The 23108-nt window shown below is 64.2% G+C and carries 21 protein-coding genes; 4 read left to right on the top strand and 17 right to left on the bottom strand.

Going from position 1 to position 23108, the window contains the following annotated elements:
- Window positions 1-34: 34 nt before the first annotated feature.
- On the top strand, window positions 35-1030 hold the full coding sequence (locus X760_RS65410) for a Gfo/Idh/MocA family oxidoreductase (RefSeq protein WP_023721344.1): 996 nt from the start codon (window positions 35-37) through the stop codon (window positions 1028-1030).
- On the top strand, window positions 1020-1970 hold the full coding sequence (locus tag X760_RS65415; RefSeq protein ID WP_280940428.1) for a dihydrodipicolinate synthase family protein: 951 nt from the start codon (window positions 1020-1022) through the stop codon (window positions 1968-1970). The genes X760_RS65410 and X760_RS65415 overlap by 11 nt, the downstream gene beginning before the upstream one ends.
- 36 nt (window positions 1971-2006) lie before the next feature.
- Here the strand turns inward: X760_RS65415 and X760_RS65420 are convergent, their stop codons facing one another.
- Window positions 2007-2954, bottom strand: coding sequence for an LLM class flavin-dependent oxidoreductase (locus X760_RS65420; RefSeq protein ID WP_023721346.1), 948 nt, complete (start codon window positions 2952-2954; stop codon window positions 2007-2009).
- Between the two features lie 130 nt (window positions 2955-3084).
- Window positions 3085-3240 (bottom strand): hypothetical protein, encoded by a 156-nt coding sequence (locus X760_RS75145; protein ID WP_023678176.1) that lies wholly within the window; start codon window positions 3238-3240, stop codon window positions 3085-3087.
- 266 nt (window positions 3241-3506) lie between these two features.
- Here X760_RS75145 and X760_RS65425 point away from each other — a divergent pair, with 266 nt between their 5' ends.
- Complete coding sequence (locus X760_RS65425; RefSeq protein ID WP_023721347.1) at window positions 3507-4274, top strand: SDR family oxidoreductase; 768 nt, start codon at window positions 3507-3509, stop codon at window positions 4272-4274.
- 14 nt (window positions 4275-4288) lie between these two features.
- On the opposite strand, the gene X760_RS65430 is transcribed toward X760_RS65425, so the two are convergent.
- From X760_RS65430 to X760_RS65475, 10 genes are all read right to left on the bottom strand, one after another.
- Window positions 4289-5233 (bottom strand): ABC transporter permease, encoded by a 945-nt coding sequence (locus tag X760_RS65430; protein ID WP_023721348.1) that lies wholly within the window; start codon window positions 5231-5233, stop codon window positions 4289-4291.
- Complete coding sequence (locus X760_RS65435; protein ID WP_023721349.1) at window positions 5230-6285, bottom strand: ABC transporter permease; 1056 nt, start codon at window positions 6283-6285, stop codon at window positions 5230-5232. The genes X760_RS65430 and X760_RS65435 overlap by 4 nt, the downstream gene beginning before the upstream one ends.
- Window positions 6285-7790 (bottom strand): ABC transporter ATP-binding protein, encoded by a 1506-nt coding sequence (locus tag X760_RS65440; protein WP_023721350.1) that lies wholly within the window; start codon window positions 7788-7790, stop codon window positions 6285-6287. The genes X760_RS65435 and X760_RS65440 overlap by 1 nt, the downstream gene beginning before the upstream one ends.
- A 183-nt stretch (window positions 7791-7973) precedes the next feature.
- Entirely contained in the window at window positions 7974-9005 is a 1032-nt protein-coding gene (locus X760_RS65445) for a BMP family protein (protein ID WP_023721351.1), read from the bottom strand.
- A gap of 167 nt (window positions 9006-9172) precedes the next feature.
- Window positions 9173-10381: a 3-oxoadipyl-CoA thiolase gene (pcaF, locus tag X760_RS65450; RefSeq protein ID WP_023721352.1), complete on the bottom strand. Its 1209-nt coding sequence runs from the start codon at window positions 10379-10381 to the stop codon at window positions 9173-9175.
- A gap of 140 nt (window positions 10382-10521) precedes the next feature.
- On the bottom strand, window positions 10522-11283 hold the full coding sequence (locus X760_RS65455) for a glucose 1-dehydrogenase (RefSeq protein WP_023721353.1): 762 nt from the start codon (window positions 11281-11283) through the stop codon (window positions 10522-10524).
- An 11-nt stretch (window positions 11284-11294) separates the two neighbouring features.
- Entirely contained in the window at window positions 11295-12107 is an 813-nt protein-coding gene (locus X760_RS65460) for an ABC transporter permease (RefSeq protein WP_023721354.1), read from the bottom strand.
- Window positions 12107-12970 (bottom strand): ABC transporter permease, encoded by an 864-nt coding sequence (locus X760_RS65465; protein WP_023721355.1) that lies wholly within the window; start codon window positions 12968-12970, stop codon window positions 12107-12109. Before X760_RS65465 ends, X760_RS65460 begins: the two co-directional genes overlap by 1 nt.
- A gap of 76 nt (window positions 12971-13046) precedes the next feature.
- Complete coding sequence (locus X760_RS65470; protein ID WP_023721356.1) at window positions 13047-14210, bottom strand: spermidine/putrescine ABC transporter substrate-binding protein; 1164 nt, start codon at window positions 14208-14210, stop codon at window positions 13047-13049.
- Window positions 14191-15321, bottom strand: a complete 1131-nt coding sequence (locus X760_RS65475) for an ABC transporter ATP-binding protein (RefSeq protein WP_023721357.1) — start codon at window positions 15319-15321, stop codon at window positions 14191-14193. Before X760_RS65475 ends, X760_RS65470 begins: the two co-directional genes overlap by 20 nt.
- A 114-nt stretch (window positions 15322-15435) precedes the next feature.
- Here X760_RS65475 and X760_RS65480 point away from each other — a divergent pair, with 114 nt between their 5' ends.
- Window positions 15436-16248: a LuxR C-terminal-related transcriptional regulator gene (locus X760_RS65480; protein WP_023721358.1), complete on the top strand. Its 813-nt coding sequence runs from the start codon at window positions 15436-15438 to the stop codon at window positions 16246-16248.
- Between the two features lie 8 nt (window positions 16249-16256).
- Here X760_RS65480 and X760_RS65485 read toward each other — a convergent pair whose 3' ends face one another.
- The 5 genes from X760_RS65485 to X760_RS65505 form a co-directional block, all read right to left on the bottom strand.
- The gene (locus X760_RS65485) at window positions 16257-18326 is read right to left on the bottom strand and encodes a 3-hydroxyacyl-CoA dehydrogenase NAD-binding domain-containing protein (RefSeq protein ID WP_023721359.1); all 2070 of its coding nucleotides are present in this window, start codon (window positions 18324-18326) and stop codon (window positions 16257-16259) included.
- Between the two features lie 120 nt (window positions 18327-18446).
- Entirely contained in the window at window positions 18447-19394 is a 948-nt protein-coding gene (locus X760_RS65490) for an ABC transporter permease (RefSeq protein ID WP_023721360.1), read from the bottom strand.
- 2 nt (window positions 19395-19396) lie between these two features.
- Complete coding sequence (locus tag X760_RS65495; protein ID WP_023721361.1) at window positions 19397-20371, bottom strand: ABC transporter permease; 975 nt, start codon at window positions 20369-20371, stop codon at window positions 19397-19399.
- A 1-nt stretch (window position 20372) separates the two neighbouring features.
- A complete protein-coding gene (locus tag X760_RS65500; protein ID WP_023721362.1) occupies window positions 20373-21893 on the bottom strand; it encodes a sugar ABC transporter ATP-binding protein in 1521 nt (506 codons plus the stop codon).
- Window positions 21894-21940: 47 nt separating this feature from the next.
- Window positions 21941-22954, bottom strand: a complete 1014-nt coding sequence (locus X760_RS65505) for an ABC transporter substrate-binding protein (protein WP_023721363.1) — start codon at window positions 22952-22954, stop codon at window positions 21941-21943.
- Window positions 22955-23108: the final 154 nt, after the last annotated feature.

The raw sequence follows: 23108 nt of genomic DNA on the forward strand, positions 1-23108 counted from the left end.
CTCTGATCGACGCCGCTTATGAAAAGGCAGGATCATGATTGGGATAGGAATTATCGGCGCCGGCGATTTCGGCGCAGCCCATGCGCGGGCAATCCGTGAGGTGGGAGGCATTCGTCTCGTCGCCGCCTCTCGTGGAAATGCCGATGCGCTGCAGCGCTTCACCGCCGAATATGGCGGCTGCGGCTACACTGATTGGCGCAAGCTGCTGGACGACAAGGAGGTCGACGCGGTCCTCATTGCCACCCCGCACCATCTCCATGCCGAAATGGCCATCGGCGCAGCAAACGCCGGCAAGCACATCCTGCTCGAAAAGCCGATGGCGCCGACGGCGGCTGCCTGCGACGCGATCAACGCCGCCGTAACCGATAGCGGCGTCAAGCTGATGGTCGCCCATCTCATGCATTTCGCCCTGCCCTGCATGGCAGCCAGGCAGAAGCTGGAGCAAGGAGAGCTCGGCCGGCCGCTCATCGGATCGAGCTGGATCATCAAGCTATGGATGGAGCACAATCGCCGCGACTGGCATCTGCGCAAGTCGACCGGCGGCGGCATGCTGTTGACGGCCGGCATCCACGCGCTCGACCGCCTGGTCTGGCTGATGGATGACGATGTCGTGTCGGTGAGCGGCATGCTCGGCGCCAAGTTCCATGACCAGGAAGCAGACGACAGCGCCTTGCTTGGGCTGCGCTTCGCCGGCGGCGGCATCGGCCAGGTGCAGAGCATCGGCTATCGCACCGGCGCTACCACCTACGCCATGGATCTGGTCTGCGAGCAGGGAACGCTGCGCATCGACATGGATCGCGGCACGATGCTTGGACGCGATACGGTCTGGACCGAGTTGCCCGGTTCATTCGAACCGAACTGGATGCACAACGCGCTGGTGCGCGAATGGAGCGCGATGCGCGATGCCATTGCCGACGACACGCCGGTGCCGGTCGACGGTCTCTATGCACGCAAGATCATCGGCATTATCGAGGCTGCCTTCGCGTCGAACGAAACCCGCCACGAACACGAGATCGCCGGTGCACGCTGACCTCGACGACCATCTGGCCCGCTTGCCCGCACACGCACCGCGCGGCGTCTGGGGCGCGGTGATGCTGGCCATCGACGATCGCGGAGCGATCGACTGGCAGGCGACGGAAGAGACGATCGCGCGGCTTTGCGCGTCAGGCGTCGACGGCGTCTATTCCAATGGCACGGCCTGCGAATTCCATTGCCAGACCGAGCCCGAATTCGACCGGCTTTGTGGGCTGGTCGCCGCAACAGCCGGCGGCGCGCGCCTTCCTTTCCAGATCGGCATCAGCCAGTCCAATCCGCGCGTCGCACTGGAGCGGCTGACGCGGGTCTCGGCGTTTGGCCCGGCGGCGGTGCAATTCACACTGCCCGACTGGTGGCCGCCCAGCGACGACGAGGTCATGCGTTTTGTCGGCCGCCTCTGCGAGGCCGCGCCCGAAACGCCGCTGGTGCTCTACAACCCGCCGCACGCCAAGCGTCGCCTGACACTCGAAGGCATCGCCCGGCTGCGCGCGGCCGTGCCGTCGCTGGTCGGCGCCAAACTGCCGGGCGGTGACGCCGACTGGTATGCCGATATGCGCCACAAACTGGACGGATTCTCCGTCTTCGTCCCCGGCCACACGCTGGCGACAGGCTATGCTGGGGGAGCCCATGGCAGCTATTCCAACGTTGCCTGCCTCAACCCGAAGGGTGCGGTACAGTGGTGGCAGATGATCCGCACCGACATGGCCGCCGCTGCCGAGGTCGAGGCCCGCATACAGGCCTTCCTCGCCGCACATGTCCTACCGTTTCGCACCCGTTACAATGTCAGCGATGCAGCGCTCGACAAGGCGATGGCGGCGGCCGGCGGCTGGGCGCCACTCGGCCCGCGACTGCTCTGGCCCTACAGCTCCGTTCCCGATCAGGAAATCCCGACGCTGGCCAGGGCCGCTCACGCGGCTTTCCCGGAATGGTGGTAGGATCCGTCAGCCAAGGTGCGTGACGACGGCGGCTCTTCAGCACTCGGCTCGCAGGCCCGGTATCGCGCGTGACACAAACGTCCCCGATGCAGGGGCATCCGCCTCGCGCCGTGCCAGTGAGTTGCGCAGCAGTGCGATCGCCTCGCGGCCGGCAGTCGCAATCTCGCGCGGCCTGTCGACGCCGACGATCATGAACTCCTTGATCCCCAAAGCGGCGTAGGAAAGCAGCGACAGCGCGACCTGCGCCGGCGGCCCGGCAAGTTCGACCGCCTTCTGGCAGGAAGCGGCAGGTTTGTCTGCCGAACGGATTCGGACGGGAAGCGCGAAACGCAGCTTGCCGGCCCGACCGTGTTCGGCGGCAGCGCCGCGCACGCGCTCCATTGACTGTCGGATTTCTGCAAGCGAGCCGGGCGCCAGCTCGAACACATCCGCATGCCTGCCCGCGACCCTGAGCGCTGTGCCCGACTGTCCGCCCATGCGGATGGTCACGTCGGCACCATGCAGCCCCTTGCGCGGCACATAGCCGCCGTTGACGCTGTAAAAGGCGCCTTCATGGTCGAACGGCCTGTCGTTCGACCACAACCGCTTCAGCAGCACCAGATATTCGTCGATGCGTTGCCAGACCACCGTATGGCCGGCCGGACGTGCCTCGGCATCGTCGTCGTTCAGCGGCTCGCTGAGCATCCTGAGCGACAGCCGGCCACGGCTTCTCGCGTCGAGGGCAGCGAGCTGCCGCGCCGCCACGGTTGGTTCGATCACGCCTGCCCAATGGGTGAGCACGACCTCGAGGGAGGAGGTCCGGTCCAGCGTCTGGGCGGCAAGGTCCATATTGGTCAGCAGCCCGGCCTGGTCGTCGATGACGATCTTCTGGAATCCGGCATCCTCGATCAGCGACAGCTTCGTCGCGGTCTCGACAAAGTCGTAGAAAAAGCTGGCGTCGGCAGCGTGGATCTTACCGGGAACATGCGTGAACTCGATCGGCATTGCCATCTCCTCCATCACGTTGAATCAGGGCACGCAAAAGCGCACCGGCATTCGGTTCATTCAACTCCGGAATTTCTGCAAACGGCAGGCCGCTATCCCGAGCAAGCCTCGACGATCAGAGCCTTACTAATCAGGGGATCAGCCCCAGTACCACTGCCCCGGTGAATACGAACGCAAGGGCAAAGACGAGATAGGCGAAAGCGCCGGCATAGGCCGGCCGCCACACCTGGTCGGAACCCAGCCTTTGGCCTTTGCGGGCAGTCTGAGCGTTCTGGCTATAGGACATATCGACCTCCGTCTCGGCGCTTAATCTATAAAATCAGTAGACTTTGTCGAGTGCTATTTTCGCGCGATCTTTAGAACAATTTTCCCCAAACCGCAGACAAATTGGTGTTTTTGCTGCTTAGCGCTGGCTTTTGGGCGTGCCGGGGAAGACGGCAGAAAACGTCAGGTCCATGTGTGTGTGGCTCCTTGGCCATCCAATGGATGCGGGATAGCATCGCTGCTTGAGCGGAAGCCGCGACGTCACGGCAAGGCAGCAGGGAGCAAAACATGGGCACAAGACTGGCCGGCAAGGTCGCCATCATTTCGGGCGGCGCGACGGGAATGGGCGGTGCGGCCTCGGAGCTTTTCGCGGCCGAGGGCGCCAAGGTGGCGATCGTCGACCGCAACGGCGAAGCGGCGGCTGCCACCGCAGCGGCAATCAGGCAACGCGGCCATATCGCCGAGCACTGGGTCGCCGACGTATCGGACGAGCGGCAGGTCGAAGCGGCGGTGAAGGGCGTGATGGAAAAATTCGGCCCGGTCACGGTTCTGTTCAACCATGCCGGCACCATCGTCATCAAACCCTTCCTGGAGACCACGCTGCAGGAATGGGACTGGCTGCATGCCGTCAATGTGCGTTCGATGTTCCTGATGACGCGCGCCGTGCTGCCCGGCATGATCGCCGCCGGCGGCGGTTCCATCGTCTGCACCTCGTCGATCTCGGCGGTGGCGGCGACGCCGATGGAGGTGCTTTACGACACCACCAAGGGTGCCTGCCACATGTTCGCGCGTGCCATTGCCGTCGAATTCCGCGACCGCAACGTCCGCTGCAATGCGGTCTGCCCCGGCTTCATCAGGACGCCGCATGGCCTGCGCGAGGTCGCCGATCTCGACAAACTCGGCGTCGATGTCTCAGACGCGGCAATGGCGGCGCAGCAGGGGCGGATCGGCGAGCCGGAAGAGGTGGCGAGGGCAGCCCTGTTCCTGGCCAGCGACGAGGCCAGCTTCGTCAACGGCGCCCATCTGTTCGTGGATAACGGCTTTACCGCGATGTGAAGGACGGCGCGCCGCTACCGCTCTTCGCGCCGGAACGGCTTGAGCAGTGCCGAAGGAGCCACCGCATTGCGCGACATCACCGCCATGGCGACGATGGTGAAGATGAAGGGCAGCATCAGGAACGCCTCATAAGGAATGTGGCCGAGCCCACTTGCCTGCATGCGCAATTGCAGCGCGTCGACGAAGGCGAACAACAGTGCGGCGCCTGCCGAGCGCCATGGATCCCAGCGGCCGAAGACGACGAGTGCGATCGCCACCCAGCCACGCCCCGAAACCACGCCGAAGGTGAAGGCGTTGAACTGCGCCATCGACAGGAAGGCACCGGCCAGCCCCATCAAGGCACCGCCGAGGATCACCGCCTGGAAGCGCGTAGCGATGACGCTGACGCCGGCCGAATCAGCGGCGCGCGGGTTTTCACCGACCATGCGGACCGACAGGCCCCATGGCGTGCGGTAGAGCACGAAGGCGGCCAGGGGAATAGACAGCATTGCCATGTAGACCAGCGAAAACTGGTTGAACACCGCCGGCCCAAGCACCGGAATACCGGATAATATCGGGATCGGCAGCGTCTCGAACCCCTTGATGTTCGGCGGTACCGATTGCTGGCCGAAGATCAGCCTGTAGAGGAAATAGGCAAGGCCTGAACTGAACAGCGTCACGCCGATGCCGCAGACATGCTGGCTGAGGCCGAGCGCCACCGTGAACAGCGCATGCACGGCGCCCATCAGCGCGCCGGTCAGCACGGCGGCGAGCACGCCAAGCCAAAGGCTGCCGCTGAGGCTCGCCGCGGTGAAGCCGGTCATTGCCGACAACAGCATGATGCCTTCGATGCCGAGATTGAGCACGCCGGCGCGCTCGGAAAACATCTCGCCCAGCGTCGCGAAGGCAAGCGGCGTGGCGATGCGGATGATGGCGGCCAGGAAGCCGACCTGGAATATCTGCTCCAGCACCACGCTCATTTGGCTATTCCCACGCGACGGATGCGATAGGCGGTGAACAGCAGCGCCACCAGCATGGCGAGCAGCGCCGTTCCCTGGATGACATCGCTGAGGAAGGCCGGAACGCCGGTCGCCCGCGACATCGCCTCGGCGCCGGTCATGACGGCAGCAAGGAAGATCGCCGCCGGCACGACGCCGAGCGGATTGAGCCTCGCCAGCATGGCGACGACGATGCCGGAATAGCCATAGCCCGGCGAGATGTCGCTCATCACCTGGAAATGCACGCCGCCGACCTCGCCGACGCCGGCAAGGCCGGCCAGCGCGCCTGATAGCAGCGCCGTCGAAATCAGCACCCGCTCGACATTGATGCCGCCATAGCGCGCGGCTTCCGGGTTCTCGCCGGTGACCCTGATGCGGAAACCAAGCGTCGTGCGCGCGACCACGAACCAGATGACCGGTGCGGCGACCAGCGCCGCGACGACGCCGAGATGCAGTCGCGTGCCTTCGAGCAGCACTGGGAAATTCGCTGAATCCTCGATCGGCGGCGAGATCGGGTAGCCGCTGAAACTATCCTTCCATGGGCCCTCGATCAGCGCCATCAGCGCGTAGAAAATGACCGAATTGAGCAGCAGCGAGCTGACCACGTCATCGACCCTGAATTTTACCCGCAGTGTGGCAGGGATCAGGGCGACGGCCGCGCCGGCGGCGGCGCCCGCCAGCGCCATCAGCAACATGGCGAGCGGCCCCGGCATCGGGATGGCGCCGACGGCACAGCTCGCCACCGCACCGGCCAGCAATTGCCCTTCGGCGCCGATGTTCCAGAATTTGGCGCGGAAAGCGACCGCCACGGCAAGACCGGTGAAGATCATCGGCGCGGCACGCACCAGCGTTTCGGTGATGGCGTAGCTGTCGCCCAACGACGCCGAAAACATCACGCCATATGCCTCGACGACGCCGGCGCCGGCCAATGCAATGAGGCCGCTGCACAGGATCAGCGTCGCGCCGATGGCGAGCAGCGGCAGCGCCAGATTGAACCAGGCGGGCGTTGAGGTGCGGGCCTCGAGACGGAACATCAGGCCTCCGCCCCGGTCATCATCAACCCGAGTCTGGCGACGCTGGCATCGGCGCTGTTCAGCGTGCCGACGATGCGGCCCTCATACATCACGGCAATGCGGTCGCAGAGCATCAGCAACTCTTCCAGGTCCTCGCCGATAACGATAATGCCGCAGCCCTTGGCGCGCATGTCGAGGAATTTTTCGTGGATGAAGCGCGCGGCACCAATATCGAGGCCGCGTGTCGGCTGCGAAACGATCAGCACCTTTGGGTCGAAGGCGAGTTCGCGCGCCAAAAGCGCCTTCTGCAGATTGCCGCCGGACAGCGCCCCGGCGCGCGTCATCGGCCCGGGGCAACGTATATCGTAGGCCTTGATCTGCGCCTCGGCGAAGGTGCGGATCGCATCCTGTCTGAGCAGGCCGTTGCGGCTGAACGCCACCGTGCCGATGCGCGGCAGCACCATCGAATCGGCAAGCGGCAGATTGGTGACCAGCCCGGTCGTCATACGGTCTTCCGGGATGCGGCCAAGGCCGAGCGCCTGCACTGCGCTCGGCGAGAACCGCGAAACGGCTTTGCCGGCTATCGTCATGCGGCCGGCATCGGGCGCTCGCACGCCGGAGATGACCCCGGCAAGCGCCCGCTGGCCGTTGCCGGAGACGCCGGCAATGCCGAGGATCTCGCCGCCGCGTACCGACAGCGACACATCGCGCAGCGCCATGCCGGAATGATGCGATGTCGAGATACCATCGAGGGTCAGCACCGCCGGACCCGGTGTCGACGGTCCCCTGGCCGGAGGCACGATCTCGTGGCCGCACATCAGCCGCGCCATCTCCGAAGATATCGTGCTGGCCGGCGTATCGACGCGGCCGGCAACGCGCCCGTGCCTGAGCACGACGCAGCGATGCGTCAGCGCCCGCACCTCGTTGAGCTTGTGCGAGATGAAGATGATGCCGAGCCCCTGTGCCGCCATCGAGCGCAGCGCCGAAAACAGTCCGTCGACCTCGGTTGGCGCCAGCACCGCCGTCGGCTCGTCGAGGATCAGCAGCCTTGCGCCGCGAAACAATGCCTTGACGATTTCGAGCCGCTGTTGCTCGCCGACCGACAGCGCCGAAACGGGAAGGTCCGGGTCGAGCGCCAGCCCATGCTGGCGGCCGATCTCGGCGAGCCGCGCCAGCCCCCCGGCGCGGTCGATCCGGCCCGATCTGCCGGGAATGCCGATCAAGAGGTTCTCCAGCACCGAAAGTCGCGGTGCGAGATGAAAATGCTGGTGCACCATGCCGATGCCGGCGGCCAGCGCATCGGCCGAGCTGTTGATCGCCACTGGCCGGTCCTGCACCAGGATCTCGCCGGCGTCGGGCGCATAGGCGCCGAACAGCACGTTCATCAGCGTCGTCTTGCCGGCGCCGTTTTCGCCGAGCAACCCGAGGATTTCACCCGGCGCGACGCTGAGATCGACGGCCTCGTTCGCCTTGACGGCGCCGAAGCTCTTGGTGATGCCGCGCATTTCGATGAGAGGGGCGGGCAAGGGCACTCCTGGTGAGAGATGGCGCGGATACCCTTCCCCCTTGCGGGGAGGTACCGAGCGAAGCGAGGCGGGAGGGGTCGCCTCAACCGCCTCGACTTTTGACTTAAGAGACGGAGCGCGTCGCGGAGGACCCCACCCGGCCCTGCGGGCCACCCTCCCCTCAAGGGGGAGGGGCGGGCGCACTCAGTCCGAGACCGGCGTATTCTCGTCCACGTCGACTCGGAAATTGCCGTCGAGGATCTCGGCCTTCTTCCTCTCGACCAATTCCTTGACCTCGGCCGGCAGCGTCTTGTCGAATTTATGGTACGGCGCGAGGTAGGAGCCGCCCTTGGCCATGCGCGAGAAATCGCCGTAATCCTGCGCGGTGAAGACCCCGGCCTTGACCAGCTTGATCGCCTGCTCGACGGTCGGATACATGTCCCAGACCGGCCCGGTGATCACCGTGTCGGGGCCGAGGCTCGACTGGTCCGACATGTTGGAGATGGCGAGGATCTTCTTCTCCGCCGCCGCTTCGATGACGCCGAAGCGCTCGGCATAGATGACGTCGACGCCAGCGTCGATCTGGGCAACAGCCGCTTCCTTTGCCTTTGGCGGATCGAAGAACGAGCCGATGAAGGCGACCTTCTTCTTGATGTTGGGATTGACCTCCCTGGCGCCGGCAAAGAAGGCGTTGACCAGCCGGTTCACTTCCGGAATGCCCATAGCCGCGACCGCGCCGATCGTGCCCGATTTCGACATCTTTCCGGCGATCATGCCGGACAGATAGGCCGGCTCGTGAATCCAGTTGTCGAAAACGCCGAAGTTCGGCTCGGCCGGCCCGGCGCCGGAGCCGAACAGGAAGGCGGTCTTCGGGAACTGCTTGGCGGTCCTGCGGGATTCGCGCTCGGCGGCGAAGGCATCGCCCAGCACCAGCTCATAGCCGCCTTGCGCATATTCGCGCATGACACGGCTGAAATCGGCGGTCTGCACCTTCTCCGACCATTTGTACTCGATGCCGAGTTCCTTCTCGGCCTTCTGCAGGGCGACGTGGATCTGGTTGTCCCACGGCTCCTCGATCGGCGTGGCGAAGATCGCCGCCACTTTCAGCTTCTTGGTCTTAGCAAAGGCGCTGCCCGGCAGCATCGCCGCCGCAAGGCCGAGCGCGCCCAGCTCCAGCACGTTGCGTCGCGAAAGCCCTTCGCGTTTCGATTGGATTCTGCTCTTCCCGTTGTCCATTGCATGCCCCTCTGATTGGCGCCGTGTCGAGCCGGCTCTCTTCTCTGGAATATCAGCGAAGGAACTATGGAACGGTGCCCGGCTTTTGTCCACATGGTCAAATTTGAAGGGCAGAACGACGTGGGAATTCGCGCAGCCGCACCTTCAGAACGGCCGGAGTTGCTCGCTCACAATCTCTCCAGCGCCACCGCTATGCCCTGGCCGACACCGATGCACATGGTCGCGAGGCCGTAGCGGCCGCCGCGTTCGCGCAGTTCCAATGCCGCCGTGCCGGTGATGCGCGCCCCGGACATGCCGAGCGGATGGCCGAGCGCGATGGCGCCGCCATTCGGGTTGACGTGCTCCGCATCCTCGGCAATGCCGAGTTGGCGCAGCACGGCGATGCCTTGCGAGGCGAAGGCCTCGTTGAGCTCGATGACATCGAATTGTTGCGGCTCCAGGCCGAGCCGGGCGCATAGCTTCTGCGTGGCCGGCACCGGACCAATGCCCATGATGCGCGGCGCCACGCCGGCGGTGGCACCGCCGAGGATGCGGGCGATCGGCGTCAACCCGTATCTTTTCACGGCGGTTTCCGAGGCGACGATCAGCGCCCCGGCACCATCGTTAACGCCCGACGCGTTGCCGGCCGTAACCGTGCCGCCTTGCCGGAACGGCGTCGGCAATTTGGCCAGCGCCTCGATCGTGGTACCCGAGCGCGGATGTTCGTCCTTCGAGACGACGACGATCGGGTCACCCTTGCGCTGCGCGATCGTCACCGGCGTGATTTCCTTTGCCAGCCGGCCATTGGCTTGTGCGGCGACCGCCTTGTCCTGGCTGCGCACGGCAAACGCATCCTGGTCGGCGCGAGAGACGGCGAACTCTTCCGCCACGTTCTCGCCCGTCTCCGGCATCGAATCGACGCCGTATTGCTTCTTCATCAGTGGATTGACGAAGCGCCAGCCGATCGTGGTATCGTGAACTTCGGCATTGCGCGAAAACGCGGTCTCGGCCTTCGGCAGCACGAACGGTGCGCGCGACATCGATTCGACGCCGCCGGATATCATCAGCTCCGCCTCGCCGGCCTTGATCGCGCGCGCTGCGATGATGACGGCATCCATGCCCGAACCGCAGAGGCGATTGACGGTCGAGCCGGAAATCTCCTTCGGCAGGCCGGCCAGCAGCAGTACCATGCGCGCCACATTGCGATTGTCCTCACCGGCCTGATTGGCGCAGCCATAGACGACGTCGTCGATGGCAGCCCAGTCGATGCCGGGATTGCGCTCGACCAGCGCCCTCAGCGGGATTGCGCCGAGATCGTCGGCACGCACCGCCGACAACGAACCGCCGAAGCGGCCGATCGGCGTGCGGATATAGTCGCAGATATAGGCCTCGGCCATTATGCAGCTTCCCTTTGCGCTGACGATTTCTGCTCCCGGCCCAGCCATGTTGGCCGCATTCTCCTTGAGACGAAAGCACATCTTGCCGCCGGCCGTTAGGCCAAAGGGAATTTCAGCTCCCGCCCGCCGGGAGCTGCGGATCAGCCGATGCTTTCACCGCCGTCGATCACCAACGCCTGCCCGGTCATGAAGGACGAGCGGTCGGAAACGAGAAACAGGATCGCTTCGGCGATTTCCTGGGCGCTGGCCCAGCGCTGCATGGGGATCTTGGTGCGGACATAGTTTTCGATCGCCGCCCGCCCGCCCATCTGCGCGATAAACGGTTCGTTGAAGGGCGTGTCGACCCAGCCGGGGCACAACGCGTTGACGCGGACATTGTGCCGGGCATAGTCGAGCGACATCTGCCGGGTCATCGCCACCACGGCATGTTTTGAGGTCGCGTAGGCGATCATTTCGCGGTCGTAGAACACACCCGAATTCGAGGCGGTATTCAGGATCACCCCGCCGCCTTGCGCGATCATCGACGGCATGACCAGCCTGGCCGCGAGGAACTGCGCCCGCACATTGATCCGCCAGGAGGCATCCATGCCGTCGGCGCCGACTTCGGTCAGCGTGCCGCCGACCTGGATCCCGGCATGATTGTGCAGGATGTCGATCCGCCGATGCCGGCCCAGCGTTCCTGCGACGAGCTGCTCGACCGCCGCATCGTCGCCGACATCGGTGGCGACGGCTTCGGCCCGACCGCCGGACGCACGAATGTCGGAAGCGGTTGCTTCCCCCGCCGCCTGGTCCCTGTCGGCGATCACCACGAGCGCGCCTTCCCTGGCCATTATCATGGCGCCGGCACGCCCGATCCCCGACCCGGCGCCCGTCACCACGGCGATGCGATCTTTCAGAATCATGTTTTTGTCTTTCAGTGGGATGGTTTTCGCTGGCGCAATTGCCATTGGGCGAGCACCACGAGCAGAACGGAGGCGACGAGCACGATCGTCGCGATGGCATTGATCTCCGGCGTGACCCCGCGCCGGATCGAGGCAAAGACATAGATCGGCAATGTCGTCTGCGCGCCGGCGACGAAAAAAGCGACGATGAAATCGTCGAAGGAGAATGTGAAGGCGAGCAGGAAGCCGGCGACCACCGCCGGCATGATCTGCGGCAACACGATGCTGCGGAACGTCGTCAGCGGGGTGGCGTAAAGATCGCTCGAAGCCTCGACCAGATTGCGGTCGAGGCTGCCGAGGCGCGTGCCGACGATCATCGCCACCAGCGCCATCGAAAACAGCCCGTGCGCGGCGATGATCGAGCCATAGCCGAGCGCCAGGCGCGGTGGCTGATCGTTCGGCCACAGCGAAGCGACAAACGGGTTGACCACCCCGAATAGCTGGACCAGCGCGACCAGCGTCGAGATGCCGATGACGACGCCAGGAACGACGATCGCAGCACCCAAAAGCGCATCGAAGACGGCTCGCGTCCGCGCGCCGACACGCGCCAGGCCAAGCGCCGCCGCGGTGCCGCAGAGTGCCGCGAGCAAGGCGCTGGTCGTGGCGATTAACAGGCTGTTCTTCAGCGCTTCGACCAGGAACGGGTTCGCCAGTGCCTTGCCGTACCATTGCACCGAGAAGCCAGTGAACTCGCTGGCGTGGTGGCCGGCGTTGAACGAGAACAGCACCACCAGCGCGATCGGCAGGTAGAGAAAGGCAAAGACCGCAACGACGAAGGCACGCATCAGATCAGGTCCACCCGGCGGGCACCCGAAAGCCGTGTCGAAATGCGGTTCGCGGCAAGCAGCACGACCACGGAAACCGCTACAAGGGTTATGGCGATTGCCGATCCGAACGGCCAGTTGCGCGATTGCAGGAACAGATCGACCAGCGCGTTGCCGATGAAGAAGACCTTGCCGCCGCCGAGTAGCGTTGGGATCAGATATTCGCCGAGCAACAGGATCATGACCAGCGAGAAGCCGGTCATCACACCTGGCAGCGACAGCCGCAGCGTCACGCCGAGGAATGTCGAGATCGGCGTCGCGCCGAGATCGGCGGAGGCCTCCAGCAGCCGGCGATCGAGCCGCTCGAGGCTGACATAGACCGGCAGGATCATCAGCGGCAGATAACCATAGACGGTGCCGAGCAGAACCGCTCCCGGCGTATTGATCAGCCGCACATCCTCCATCCCGACATAGGCCAGCAGAGCTGGGACGCCGCGCCCGCCAAGCACATACATCCAGGCATAAGTCCGCATCAGCAGGCTGGTCCAGAACGGGATGACGACAAGCGCAAGCAGGATCAGCCGCCACCGCTCCGGCGCGCGCAAGGCGAGGTAATAGGCGACCGGATAGGCAACGAGAAGACAGGCCAGTGCACCGGCCGGCGCCAGCACCATGGTGTTCCAGAAGGCGGTCGCCCGCGCCGGAAGATTGGCATACTGCGCCAAGGTGAAAGCGGCCTGATAGCCGCCTTCCGGCGCCCGCTCGCCGACGCTGAAAACGGCGATCGCCACGAACGGCAAAACTAAAAACACCAACAGCCATGCGGTCGCCGGACCGAGCAGCAGGGCGGTCAGGAGATTGTGACGAAGAACATTGCTGCGCATTGAAAAATCGCCCCGATGCCGGCGGACATCTGTCCGCCGGGGGAGTTGCCTGCATCGGACCTTTGGTCCGCCCGGTTCAAGCCGACTTGAAGCGTGCCATCAATTCGGCCCGGCCCGGGTCGGTCAAGGTCGCGGCTGCACCGAATTCGAGTGGCTTGAGCAGATCCGCCGCCGGATAGAGGATCGGATTTTCCAGCACCTCCTTGGGCAGCAGCGCATTGACCCGCGCATCGGTGGAAGGCGCACCGTTGGCCAGGTGCTCCCTGACCGCGACTTTCGGGTTCATCAAATAGTTGAGCAAGGCATAACCCGCAGGCTTGTTGGGCGCATCCTTGGGGATTGCGTAGAAGTCGGTCCAGATCTCGCCGCCTTCCTTGCCAAGCACGTAGGCGATTTCGGGGATGTCGCGGTGGAGCTGCGCCCCGTCATTGGTCCAGCACATCGTCATCCAGGCGTCGCCGGCACGCATCGACGGCTGGTAGTCGCTGGAGACCGCGAACAGATGCGGCTTGACCTTCAGCAGCAATTCCTCCGCCTTGGCGAGTTCGTCCGGCTTCAGCGAGTTGAACGAGAAGCCGAAATATTTCAGCGCGTTGCCGATCGTGGTCAGCTGGTAATCATGAACCATGGTCCGGCCGTCGCCCTCCGCCATCGCCGTGTCCCAGAATTCCTTCCAGCTCGTCATCGGCTTGGCCAGTTTCTTGGTGTTGACGGCAAAGCCGGTGGTGCCCCAATTCTTCGGCACAGCGTAGGTCACGCCGTCGATGGTGCCTTCCCCAGTGAAGCGCGGGTCTTCTTGCGAGCCGTCATAATTGGCAAGCTTGGCCATATCGAGCGCTTCGATGATGCCGAGCTTCTTGTAAGTCGAGATCGTGTAGTTGGTTGGAACGAAAAGGCTCCAGCCCGAGGCGCCGGCCTGCAGCTTGGCCAGCATCTCCTCGTTTGAGCCGAACACATTGACCTCGACGGCAACGCCGGTCTCGGCCTGGAAATTCTCGAACGTCGCCGGGTCGTGATAATTGGGCCAGGTGGCAATCGACATGCGGTCGCCAAGACCTTCCTGGGCGAAAGCCGGCGTCGGCATGATGCCGAGCTCGCGGGCCATCACCGCCGTTGCGATGCCCAGGCCGGTAAGGCCAAGGAACTCGCGGCGGCCGATGGAACCCCGCTTGAGGCGCATCAATTGATCGACGAACTTTTCAGGGCTTATCGGCAGTCCGTCACGATATGATTTCGACATTTTTGTTTTCCCTCTGGTTGGTCCCGTTATTCTCCGGAAACGCCAGCGGCGTTCCGGCTGCAAAGCCGATGGCAACGGGTTCACCCGGCTTGAAGAGATTTCCACCGCCAATCAGATGATCGGCCTTTGCGAGCAGCGTCCCGATGCCCTGGACCTCGATTGCATATTCCGCGGTCGAACCGAGAAAGATCCGGTTGCGGACAAGCCCGTTCAGCCGGCCGCTTCCGGGCGCGCCGAGGCTTAGCGATTCAGGGCGCAGGCTGACCGAAACGGCTTCACCCTGAGCCATCGAAGTCCGCTTGCGCGCGGCAATGACAGTGCCATCGGCAAGCGCCACCTCGACGAGCTTGCCCGAGAGCCCGACGACCTTGCCGCTCAACAGATTGGTCTTGCCGACGAAATCGGCGACAAAGAGGTCGGCGGGTTCGTCGTAGATTTCGCTCGGCTGCCCAAGCTGGACGATACGCCCGCCATTCATGACGCAGACGAAATCGCTCATCGACAGTGCTTCTTCCTGATCGTGGGTGACCAGGACGAAGGTGATGCCGATCTCGCGCTGCAGGTTCTGCAGCTCTATCTGCATGTCGGTGCGCAGCTTCTTGTCGAGCGCCGCCAGGGGCTCGTCGAGCAGCAGCACCGCCGGTTTGTTGACCAGCGCCCGCGCCAGGGCGACACGCTGCTGCTGGCCGCCGGAAAGCTCATGGATCTTGCGGCGTCCATAGCCGGCAAGCCGCACCATGGCGAGCGCCTCGCCTGCTTTCAGGCTGATCTCGCGCGACGACAGGCGCGGCCGCGCCTGGCGCAGGCCATAGGCGATGTTGTCCTCGACATCCAGATGCGGAAACAACGCATATTGCTGGAACACCATGTTGACCGGCCGCCGATAGGGCGGCGTGCCGGCCATGTCGTGGCCACGGATGAATACCGCGCCTTCGCTTGGCTGTTCGAAGCCGCCGATCATGCGCAAACAGGTTGTCTTGCCGCAGCCGGACGGCCCGAGCAAGGCGACAAAGGCAGACGGCGGGATGGCAAGATCGATGCCGCTGACCGCGATCACGCTGCCGTAGCGTTTGGTGACCCCGCGAAACTCGATGTCGGGCACTGCGGTCAAAGCTGCGGGCTCCAGCGGCTAGTTGATCTCGAAACGCTATCAGAGCCAATGGCGGCTAGTATATACCTCCCAGGTGGTATATTTTGTCTATTTTCTCGTCTGGAGGGGTATGAATTGGGCGTTTCGCGCAGCGATGAATACAGCCGGCTCGCTGCGCTCATCGCAGCGACGCCGGAGACCAGCGGCGAGCTTTTCGGCAAGGCAATGGTGGCCTGGCTCCGGCAGCATGTCAGCTTCGATCATTGCGTGATCTTCGGCTATCGCGGCGCCTTACGCCCGCCGCTGCTGTTCGAGACATTCTCGCCGGCCGACAGCCACGTCTTCGTCGCGCTCTATCAGGAAGGGCCTTATCTGCTCGATCCGTTCCACCATGCTGCGGTCGAGCGCAAGGAAGGCTTTTGGCGCATGCGCGAATTGGCGCCGGATCGCTTCTATGCCAGCGAATATTACCGCTCCTATTACAGCCAGACCAGACTTGCGGAGGAGGTCGGCTTTTTTGTGCCGCTGCCGGGAAAGGACGCACTGGTGCTCTCGCTGATGCGATTGCGCGCTTCGGGACCTTTCGGAACCGCCGATGCGAGGTTGCTGCGCGACATGGCGCCTGCGGTGATCAATCTCATCAGGCTGCGCTGGCATGATCTTCCGGCCGACAAACCGGCAGAGACGAAGCAGGACGAAACGATTGCTCCAGTCAGCGAGTTCGAACGTGCTCACATCTGGAAGAGCCTTTCGCTCACGCCGCGCGAACAGCATGTCGTCGACCTGGTGCTTCAGGGCCATTCCACGGAATCAATCGCCAGGGCGATGCGCATCGTGCCGGGAACCGTAAAAGTCCATCGCCGTAACATCTACCGCAAGCTCAAGATCAAATCGCAGGCGGGCCTATTCGCGCGTTTTGTCGAGATCATGGATGCACGGATTCGGTAGTCCCAAGTTCAGCCGGCAGCGCCGTCCCAGGAACCGGTTTCGGCCATTTGCCTGAGCAGAGGTGCGGCCCGGAAGACGTCCTCGCCGGTCTGCTGGTGCCAGTGATCCAACCGCCGGATGATCTTGTCCACGCCTTCGCGGCTTGCCCAGAACATCGGCCCGCCCTTGCCGACCGGGAAGCCATAGCCGTTGACCCAGACGACGTCGATATCGGACGCGCGGGCGGCAATCTGTTCCTCGAGGATTTTGGCGCCCTCGTTGATCATCGGATAGAGCGTGCGCTCGATGATCTCCTCGGCGCCGATTGCCCGCGGTGCAATGCCGCGTTCAGCAGCCTTGTTGTGGATGAGCGCTTCGACCTCCGGATCGGGCAGCGGCGTGCGCGAACCGTTCTCATAGCGATAGAAGCCGCTGCCGGTCTTCTGGCCGAAATGGCCCTGTTCGCACAACGTGTCGGCGATGTCAGCCGTCTGGCCACGCGCCTTGCGGTTGCGCCAGCCTATGTCGAGGCCGGCGAGATCGCTCATCTGGAACGGCCCCATCGGCCAGCCGAAATCGGTGAACACCTGGTCGACCTGGCGCGGCATTGCACCCTCGAGCAGAAGCGCCTCCAGTTCCGCACCCCGCGCCGCCAGCATGCGGTTGCCGACGAAGCCGTGGCAGACGCCGACGACGACCGGCACCTTGCCGATCCGCCGCGCCAGATCGACGATGGTCGTCAGCACGTCCGGCGAGGTCTTGTCGGCGCGGACGATTTCCAGAAGCTTCATGACGTTAGCCGGCGAAAAGAAATGCATGCCAAGGAGATCTTGCGGCCGCGACGTCGAAGCGGCGATCTCGTTGACGTCGAGATAAGAGGTGTTGGTGGCAAGGATCGCGCCCGGTTTGGCCACCGCATCGAGCCTGCCGAATACCTCCTTCTTGACCGCCATTTCCTCGAACACAGCCTCGACGATCAGGTCGCAATCGGCGAGGTCTGCATAGTCGGTGCTGCCCCTGAACAAAGCCAGCCGCTGGCGCTTGGCGTCTTCGCTCAGCGACCCGCGGGTGACGGAAACGGCATAGTTCTTGTCGATCGTCGCCAGCCCGCGTTGCAATGCTTCCTGCGTTGTTTCCAGCAAGGTCACGGGAAGACCGCCATTGGCGAACGCCATGGCGATGCCGCCGCCCATCGTGCCGGCGCCGATGACGCCGACCCGGGCGATCTTGCGCCTGACGACATCCTTGCCGGCAAGCTTTGCCGCCTCACGTTCAGCGAAGAACAAATGCCGCTGCGCGCGTGATTGGTCGCCGGCGACAAGCTTGACGAACAGGTCGCGTTCGGCCGCCAGCGCTTCGTCGAAGGGCAGCGTGAGGGCGTTGCGGACCGACTGCGCACAGGCTATCGGCGCCTCGAGACCGCGCGCTTTGCCCGCAAGCGTTGCCGCCTCCTTGTCGAAGGCCGGCAAGTCGGCCTGGTCGAGGCGATCGTTGCGGTCGCGCACCGGCGTGAACGGACCGCCTTTCGCGGCCGTTTCGCTGGCGAAACTCACCGCTTGCGCGGTCAGGTCGCCATCGAAGACGGCATCCACCAGACCGGCGGCGCGCGCCTCGGCCGCATTGATCGGCGTTCCCGAAACGATCATGCTGAGTGCCTTCAGCGGACCAACCAAGCGCGGCAGGCGAACCGTGCCGCCGCCGCCCGGCAGCAGGCCGAGCTTGACTTCCGGCAGGCCGAGCCTTGCCGCTCGGTCGGCAACACGGAAATGGCAGCCGAGCGCCAGTTCCAGGCCGCCGCCGAGCGCAGTGCCGTGAATGGCGGCGACCGTCGGCTTGGCGATGGTTTCCAGCACGGCGACAATGGCGCGCAATTCCGGCTGCTGCGCCGGTCTGCCGAATTCGGTGATGTCGGCGCCGGCGACGAAGGTCCGCCCGGCGCAGGCTATCACGATTGCTCCCACCGACGGCTCGTCCCGCAGGGAAACGAGCGCCCGCATCAACGGCTCGCGCACATGGAAGCTCAGCGCGTTGACCGGCGGATTGTCGATGGTCACCAGCGCGACGTTGCCGTGCCTTGTAGTGCTGACGAAATCGGGCACGCAAACCTCATACAATGATGTTGGCCAGGAGCCCGACGGGATTTACAGCGCTGGCATGCGGATGGGAACCACATGTTTGCGGGCCGGATCGATATCCTCTCGCCGCCGGGTGGCCTTGCCTTAGCGCAGCGCCTTCTGCCCGCCGGCCGCGGTGATGACGCCGACGATGATCAGCCCGGTCAGCACCAGGCGCACGCCGACGCTTACGCCGAACGTGTTGAGCATGGTCAACAGCAGCACGAGGAACAGCGCCGCGCCCCAGACCCCCGGCACATTGGCCTTGCCGCCGGCTACCGACGTGCCACCGATGACGACGACCGCGATCGACGCCAGCAGATACTCATTGCCGATATCGACATTGGCGCCGCGGAAATAACCGGCGAGCAGTGCACCGTCGAGGCCGCCGAGCGCGCCCGACAGCGTGTAGGTGAGGAAGCGGGTGCGGCCCACATTGACGCCTGCCAGCCAGGCGGCGCGGATGTTCTGGCCGATCGCCAGCACCGAGCGTCCGTAGATCATGCGCTGCAAAACGATGCCGGCGCCGATGGTGAACAGCACGGTCAGGATCGCCAGCACCGGGATGCCGAACACCTGCCAGTTGGTGAAATCGGCAAAGCCCGGCGGCGGCTTGATCTGCAAGCCGCGCCCATAGCTGATGTCGACCGACTGGATGACGAAGCTGGCCGACAGCGTCGCGATGATCGGCGGAATGCGCAGCGCCCATATCAGAAGGTAGTTGACGGCACCGATCGCCATGCCGCAGGCAAGCGCGGCCAGCAGCCCGACCGCGATCATCGCATCATTGCCGTCCATGACCTTCATGGCGACAGCACTGGCAAGGCCGATATTGGCCGGCAGCGACAGGTCGACATTGCCCGGCCCGAGCGTGATGACGAACATCTGGCCGACGCCGACGATGACGGTGAAGACGGCAAGCGACAGCGCCGCCGTGATCATCCCGCCTCCGCCATAGCCGCCGGTGAAGGCGATCGTCGCCAGCCACACCAGCAGCGCCCCGAAGAACGACCAGATCCAGGGTCTGGCGAGCAGTGTCCGCAGCGAGACCATGCTCACCTCTCCCTGCGGCTGATCAGCACCCGGGCCGCCAGCACGATGATCAGGATGGCGCCATTGGCGGCAACCTGCCAGTCGGGCGGAATGTGCATGAACGTCAGCAGTGGCGATGCGGCAAGCGCCAGCGTCAACGCGCCGATGACGGCGCCGATCGGCGACACCCGGCCGCCGACGAACTCACCGCCGCCGAGGATGACGCCGGCGATCGAAAGCAACGTGTAGCCATTGCCGATATTGGCGTCGGCCGAGGTGGTGATGCCGATCAGCGCCATGCCGGACAAAACGCCGAACAGGCCGGTCAGCGCAAACAGCGCGATTTTGGTACGGAGCAGCGACCAGCCGGCGCGCTTGAGTGCGGCTGAATTGCCGCCCGATCCACGCAGGATGACACCATAGGAGGTGCGCATCAGGCCAAAGTGGACGACCGCCGCGATCAGCAATGCCGCGATGATCGGGAACGGAATGAAGGGTGGCTTGAAGGCCATCAGCGCCAGCAGCCAGTCCGGCGCCTTGCCGCCGGGCTTTGGCAGGATCAGGATGGCCAGGCCCTGCCAGACGAAACTCATGCCGAGCGTCACCACGATCGAGGGCAGGTTGCGCAGATGGATCAGCGCGCCGAGCAGCGCGTAGACACCGATCGACCCGAGCAGGATGACGACGCCGAGCAACGGCGCGTCCTTCAGCCATGTCGCCGTGACGCAGCCGACGAAGCCGACAAAGGTGCCGATTGACAAATCGAGCTCGTTGCCGGCGATGACGAACATCTGCGCGATCGTCGCCAGCGCGATCGGGATCGCCAGATTGAGCATCAGGCTGAAGCCGAAATAGCTGATGGCGCGCGGGTTGAGCCAGGCGATAGCGATGAGCACCAGCGCCAACGACAGTGCCGGCAGCAGGCTGCGCAGCATGCGCGCCCGCCTCGTGGCGCGAGCCGACGATTTTAGCCCATTCTCGATGGATGCCGCCGTCATCTCAGGCCGCGTCGCCAAACGAGGACTGGATGATCTTTTCCTCCGTCAGTTCGTCGCGACGAAGGTTGGCGACGATCCGGCCGTTCTTGAACACATAGATGTGGTCGCAATTGTCGAGCTCTTCGGTTTCGGTGGTGTACCAGAGGAATGTGCGGCCATGGCGAGCTTCTTCGCGCACGAGATCGTAGACTTCGAGCTTGGTTCCGATATCGACGCCGCGCATCGGATCGTCCATCAGCACGATCTTGGCGTCGGAGCCGAGCGCCCGCGCGAACAAGGCCTTCTGCTGGTTGCCGCCGGACAGCGAGAAGATGTTGTTGTTCATGTCGGGCGTGCGGATGCCGATTTTCCGCTGCCACAGCTGGGCGAGCTCGGCTTCGCGCTGCGGCGAGATCAAGAGGCCGTTGCGCAATCGCGCCAGCGAACGGATGCCGATGTTCTCGGCGATCGACCATTGCGGAAAAATCCCGTCCGACTGGCGGTCGCCGGCAACCAGCGCCACCGGCGCGGTGACCTCGATGCCGGTCTTGGCGCGGGAAGCCGCGGCAAAGATCGCCAGCAACAGGTCGGTCTGGCCATGCCCGGCAAGTCCGGCAAGGCCGATGATCTCACCGGCACGGGCGATGAGCTCATTGCCGTCCTGCTGTCGCGCCGGCCGCGCCCGGACCCGCAGCGGACCGGGCTCCGGCTTGCCGCTCGCAATCTCTGCGGCGGCCTTCTCGCGCGCCTCCGCTCCGCCCATCGCCGTCACCAGCCTGTCGCGGTCGAAGGCGTCGGCCTGCCCGGCGGCGACCACCTTGCCGTCGCGCATCACCACGATGCGATCGGCATTTCCGAGCACTTCGCCCAGCACATGCGAGATCAGGATGCAGCTCTTGCCGGCGGCGATGAAGCGGCGCACGAACGCCAGCAGCTGGCCGGCGGTATGCGCATCGAGCGAGGATGTCGGCTCGTCGAGGATGACCAGTTCGAGCGGCTCCTGCGTGACCGTGAAGGCGCGCGCCACCTCCACCATCTGCCGGCTGGTGATGGAAAGATCGCCGACGATGTCGGATGCCGAGATGCTGTGGCCGGGGAATATCTCGTCGAGCTTGGCGGCAATCAGATGGGCGGCCTTGCGCCGCCAGCCGAAGCCATTAAGCGAGGCGTGGTTGATCCGCGTATTCTCGGCGACGCTGAGGTTCGGGCAGAGCGACAGTTCCTGGAAAACGCAACGTATGCCGAGCTGCTGTGCGCGCGGCACCGAATAACTTGCCTCGACGCCGCCACGGACCGCGATCTGCCCGCTGTCGGGGGTAAGCGTGCCGGCCACCATATGCATGAGCGTCGACTTTCCGGCGCCGTTATGGCCGACGAGACCGACGCATTCTCCGGCACGAACGCTGAAATCGACACCGTCGAGCGCCCTGACGGCGCCGAAATGTTTTTCGGCTCCGTCCAGTCTTATGATGTCCATACTGACGGCGCCGAAATGTTTTTCGGCGCCGTCAGGCCTGATGATGTCTGCACTGGCCTCGGGCATGCCTCAACGATACCCGGTTATCTGTGGCGGCAACAATAGTGCCATGCTCACTTGATGTTGGCCTTGATCGCCGCGACGGCGTCTTCCTGCGTGTATTCGTGGCTGGCGACGCCGCCCTTCGGAATCTTCGGCAACGCTGCCTCGAAATCGTCCTGTGTGAAGGCGAGATAAGGAACCAGCAGGTCGTGCGGCACGTCGGTGCGGCCGTCGAGCACTTGCTGCGCCACCCAGAAGGCAAGCGTCGATACGCCTGGCGCGATCGAAGCCGACCAGGTCTGGTAGCCGTCCTTTTCCTTCTGCTCTTTCCACCATTGCAACTCGTCCTGGCGATTGCCCATGATGATGGTCGGGCGCGGCTTGCCGGCGGCGGCAAAGGCCTGCGCCGCGCCGTAGCCGTCACCGCCCTGGTCGACGACACCGACCACATCCGGCAGCGACGGCAGGATCGTCGCTACGGCCTTCTGTGCCGTGGTCTGGTCCCAGTCGCCGGTCACCGAGCCGACGATCTTGAACTCGGGATGGGCGGCGACACCTTCGAGGATGCCGGCATGGATGGCATCGTCGATCGAAGTGCCGGCAAGGCCACGGATTTCCAGCAGATTGCCACCCTTGGGCTGGAACTTGGCCATCTGCTCGACTTCCTGCTTGCCCATGTCCTTGAAGTCGACGACGACGCGGTAGGCGCAGGGTTCGGTGACGATGCCATCGAAGGAGACGACGACAATGCCGGCGTCGCAGGCCTGCTTGATGGCGCCGTTGAGGGCATCCGGAGATGCCGCGTTGATGACGATCGCGTCATAGCCCTGCAGGATCAGGTTCTGCACCTGGGCTGCCTGCGTCGGCACTTCCTTGTCGGCCGTCGTGAAGACGTCGGCGGCGCCGACCACCTTGTCGGCGACTGCCTTCTTGGTGACGATGCCGTAGCTGTCCAGCATCGCCTGCCGCCACGAATTGCCGGCGTAATTGTTGGAGAAAGCGATCTTTTTGCCGCTGGTATCGGCAAGCGCGGTGCCTGCGGCAAGCATCGCTGCAAGGGCGCCCAAAACGAATATTTTCTTCATGTCATACTCCTCCCGTGAGTTGCTGTCTTACTGGTGGCTAATGGCTGGCTGGTGGCTAATGGCTGATACGCTCACAATGCTGTTTTTTATCTATTATCAGACAAATGCAGATAGCCAGCAAGCTGTCAACATCAATCCATGGCCGACGATCAAC

The organism is Mesorhizobium sp. LSHC420B00, assembly GCF_000503055.1.
Classification (GTDB): Bacteria; Pseudomonadota; Alphaproteobacteria; order Rhizobiales; family Rhizobiaceae; genus Mesorhizobium.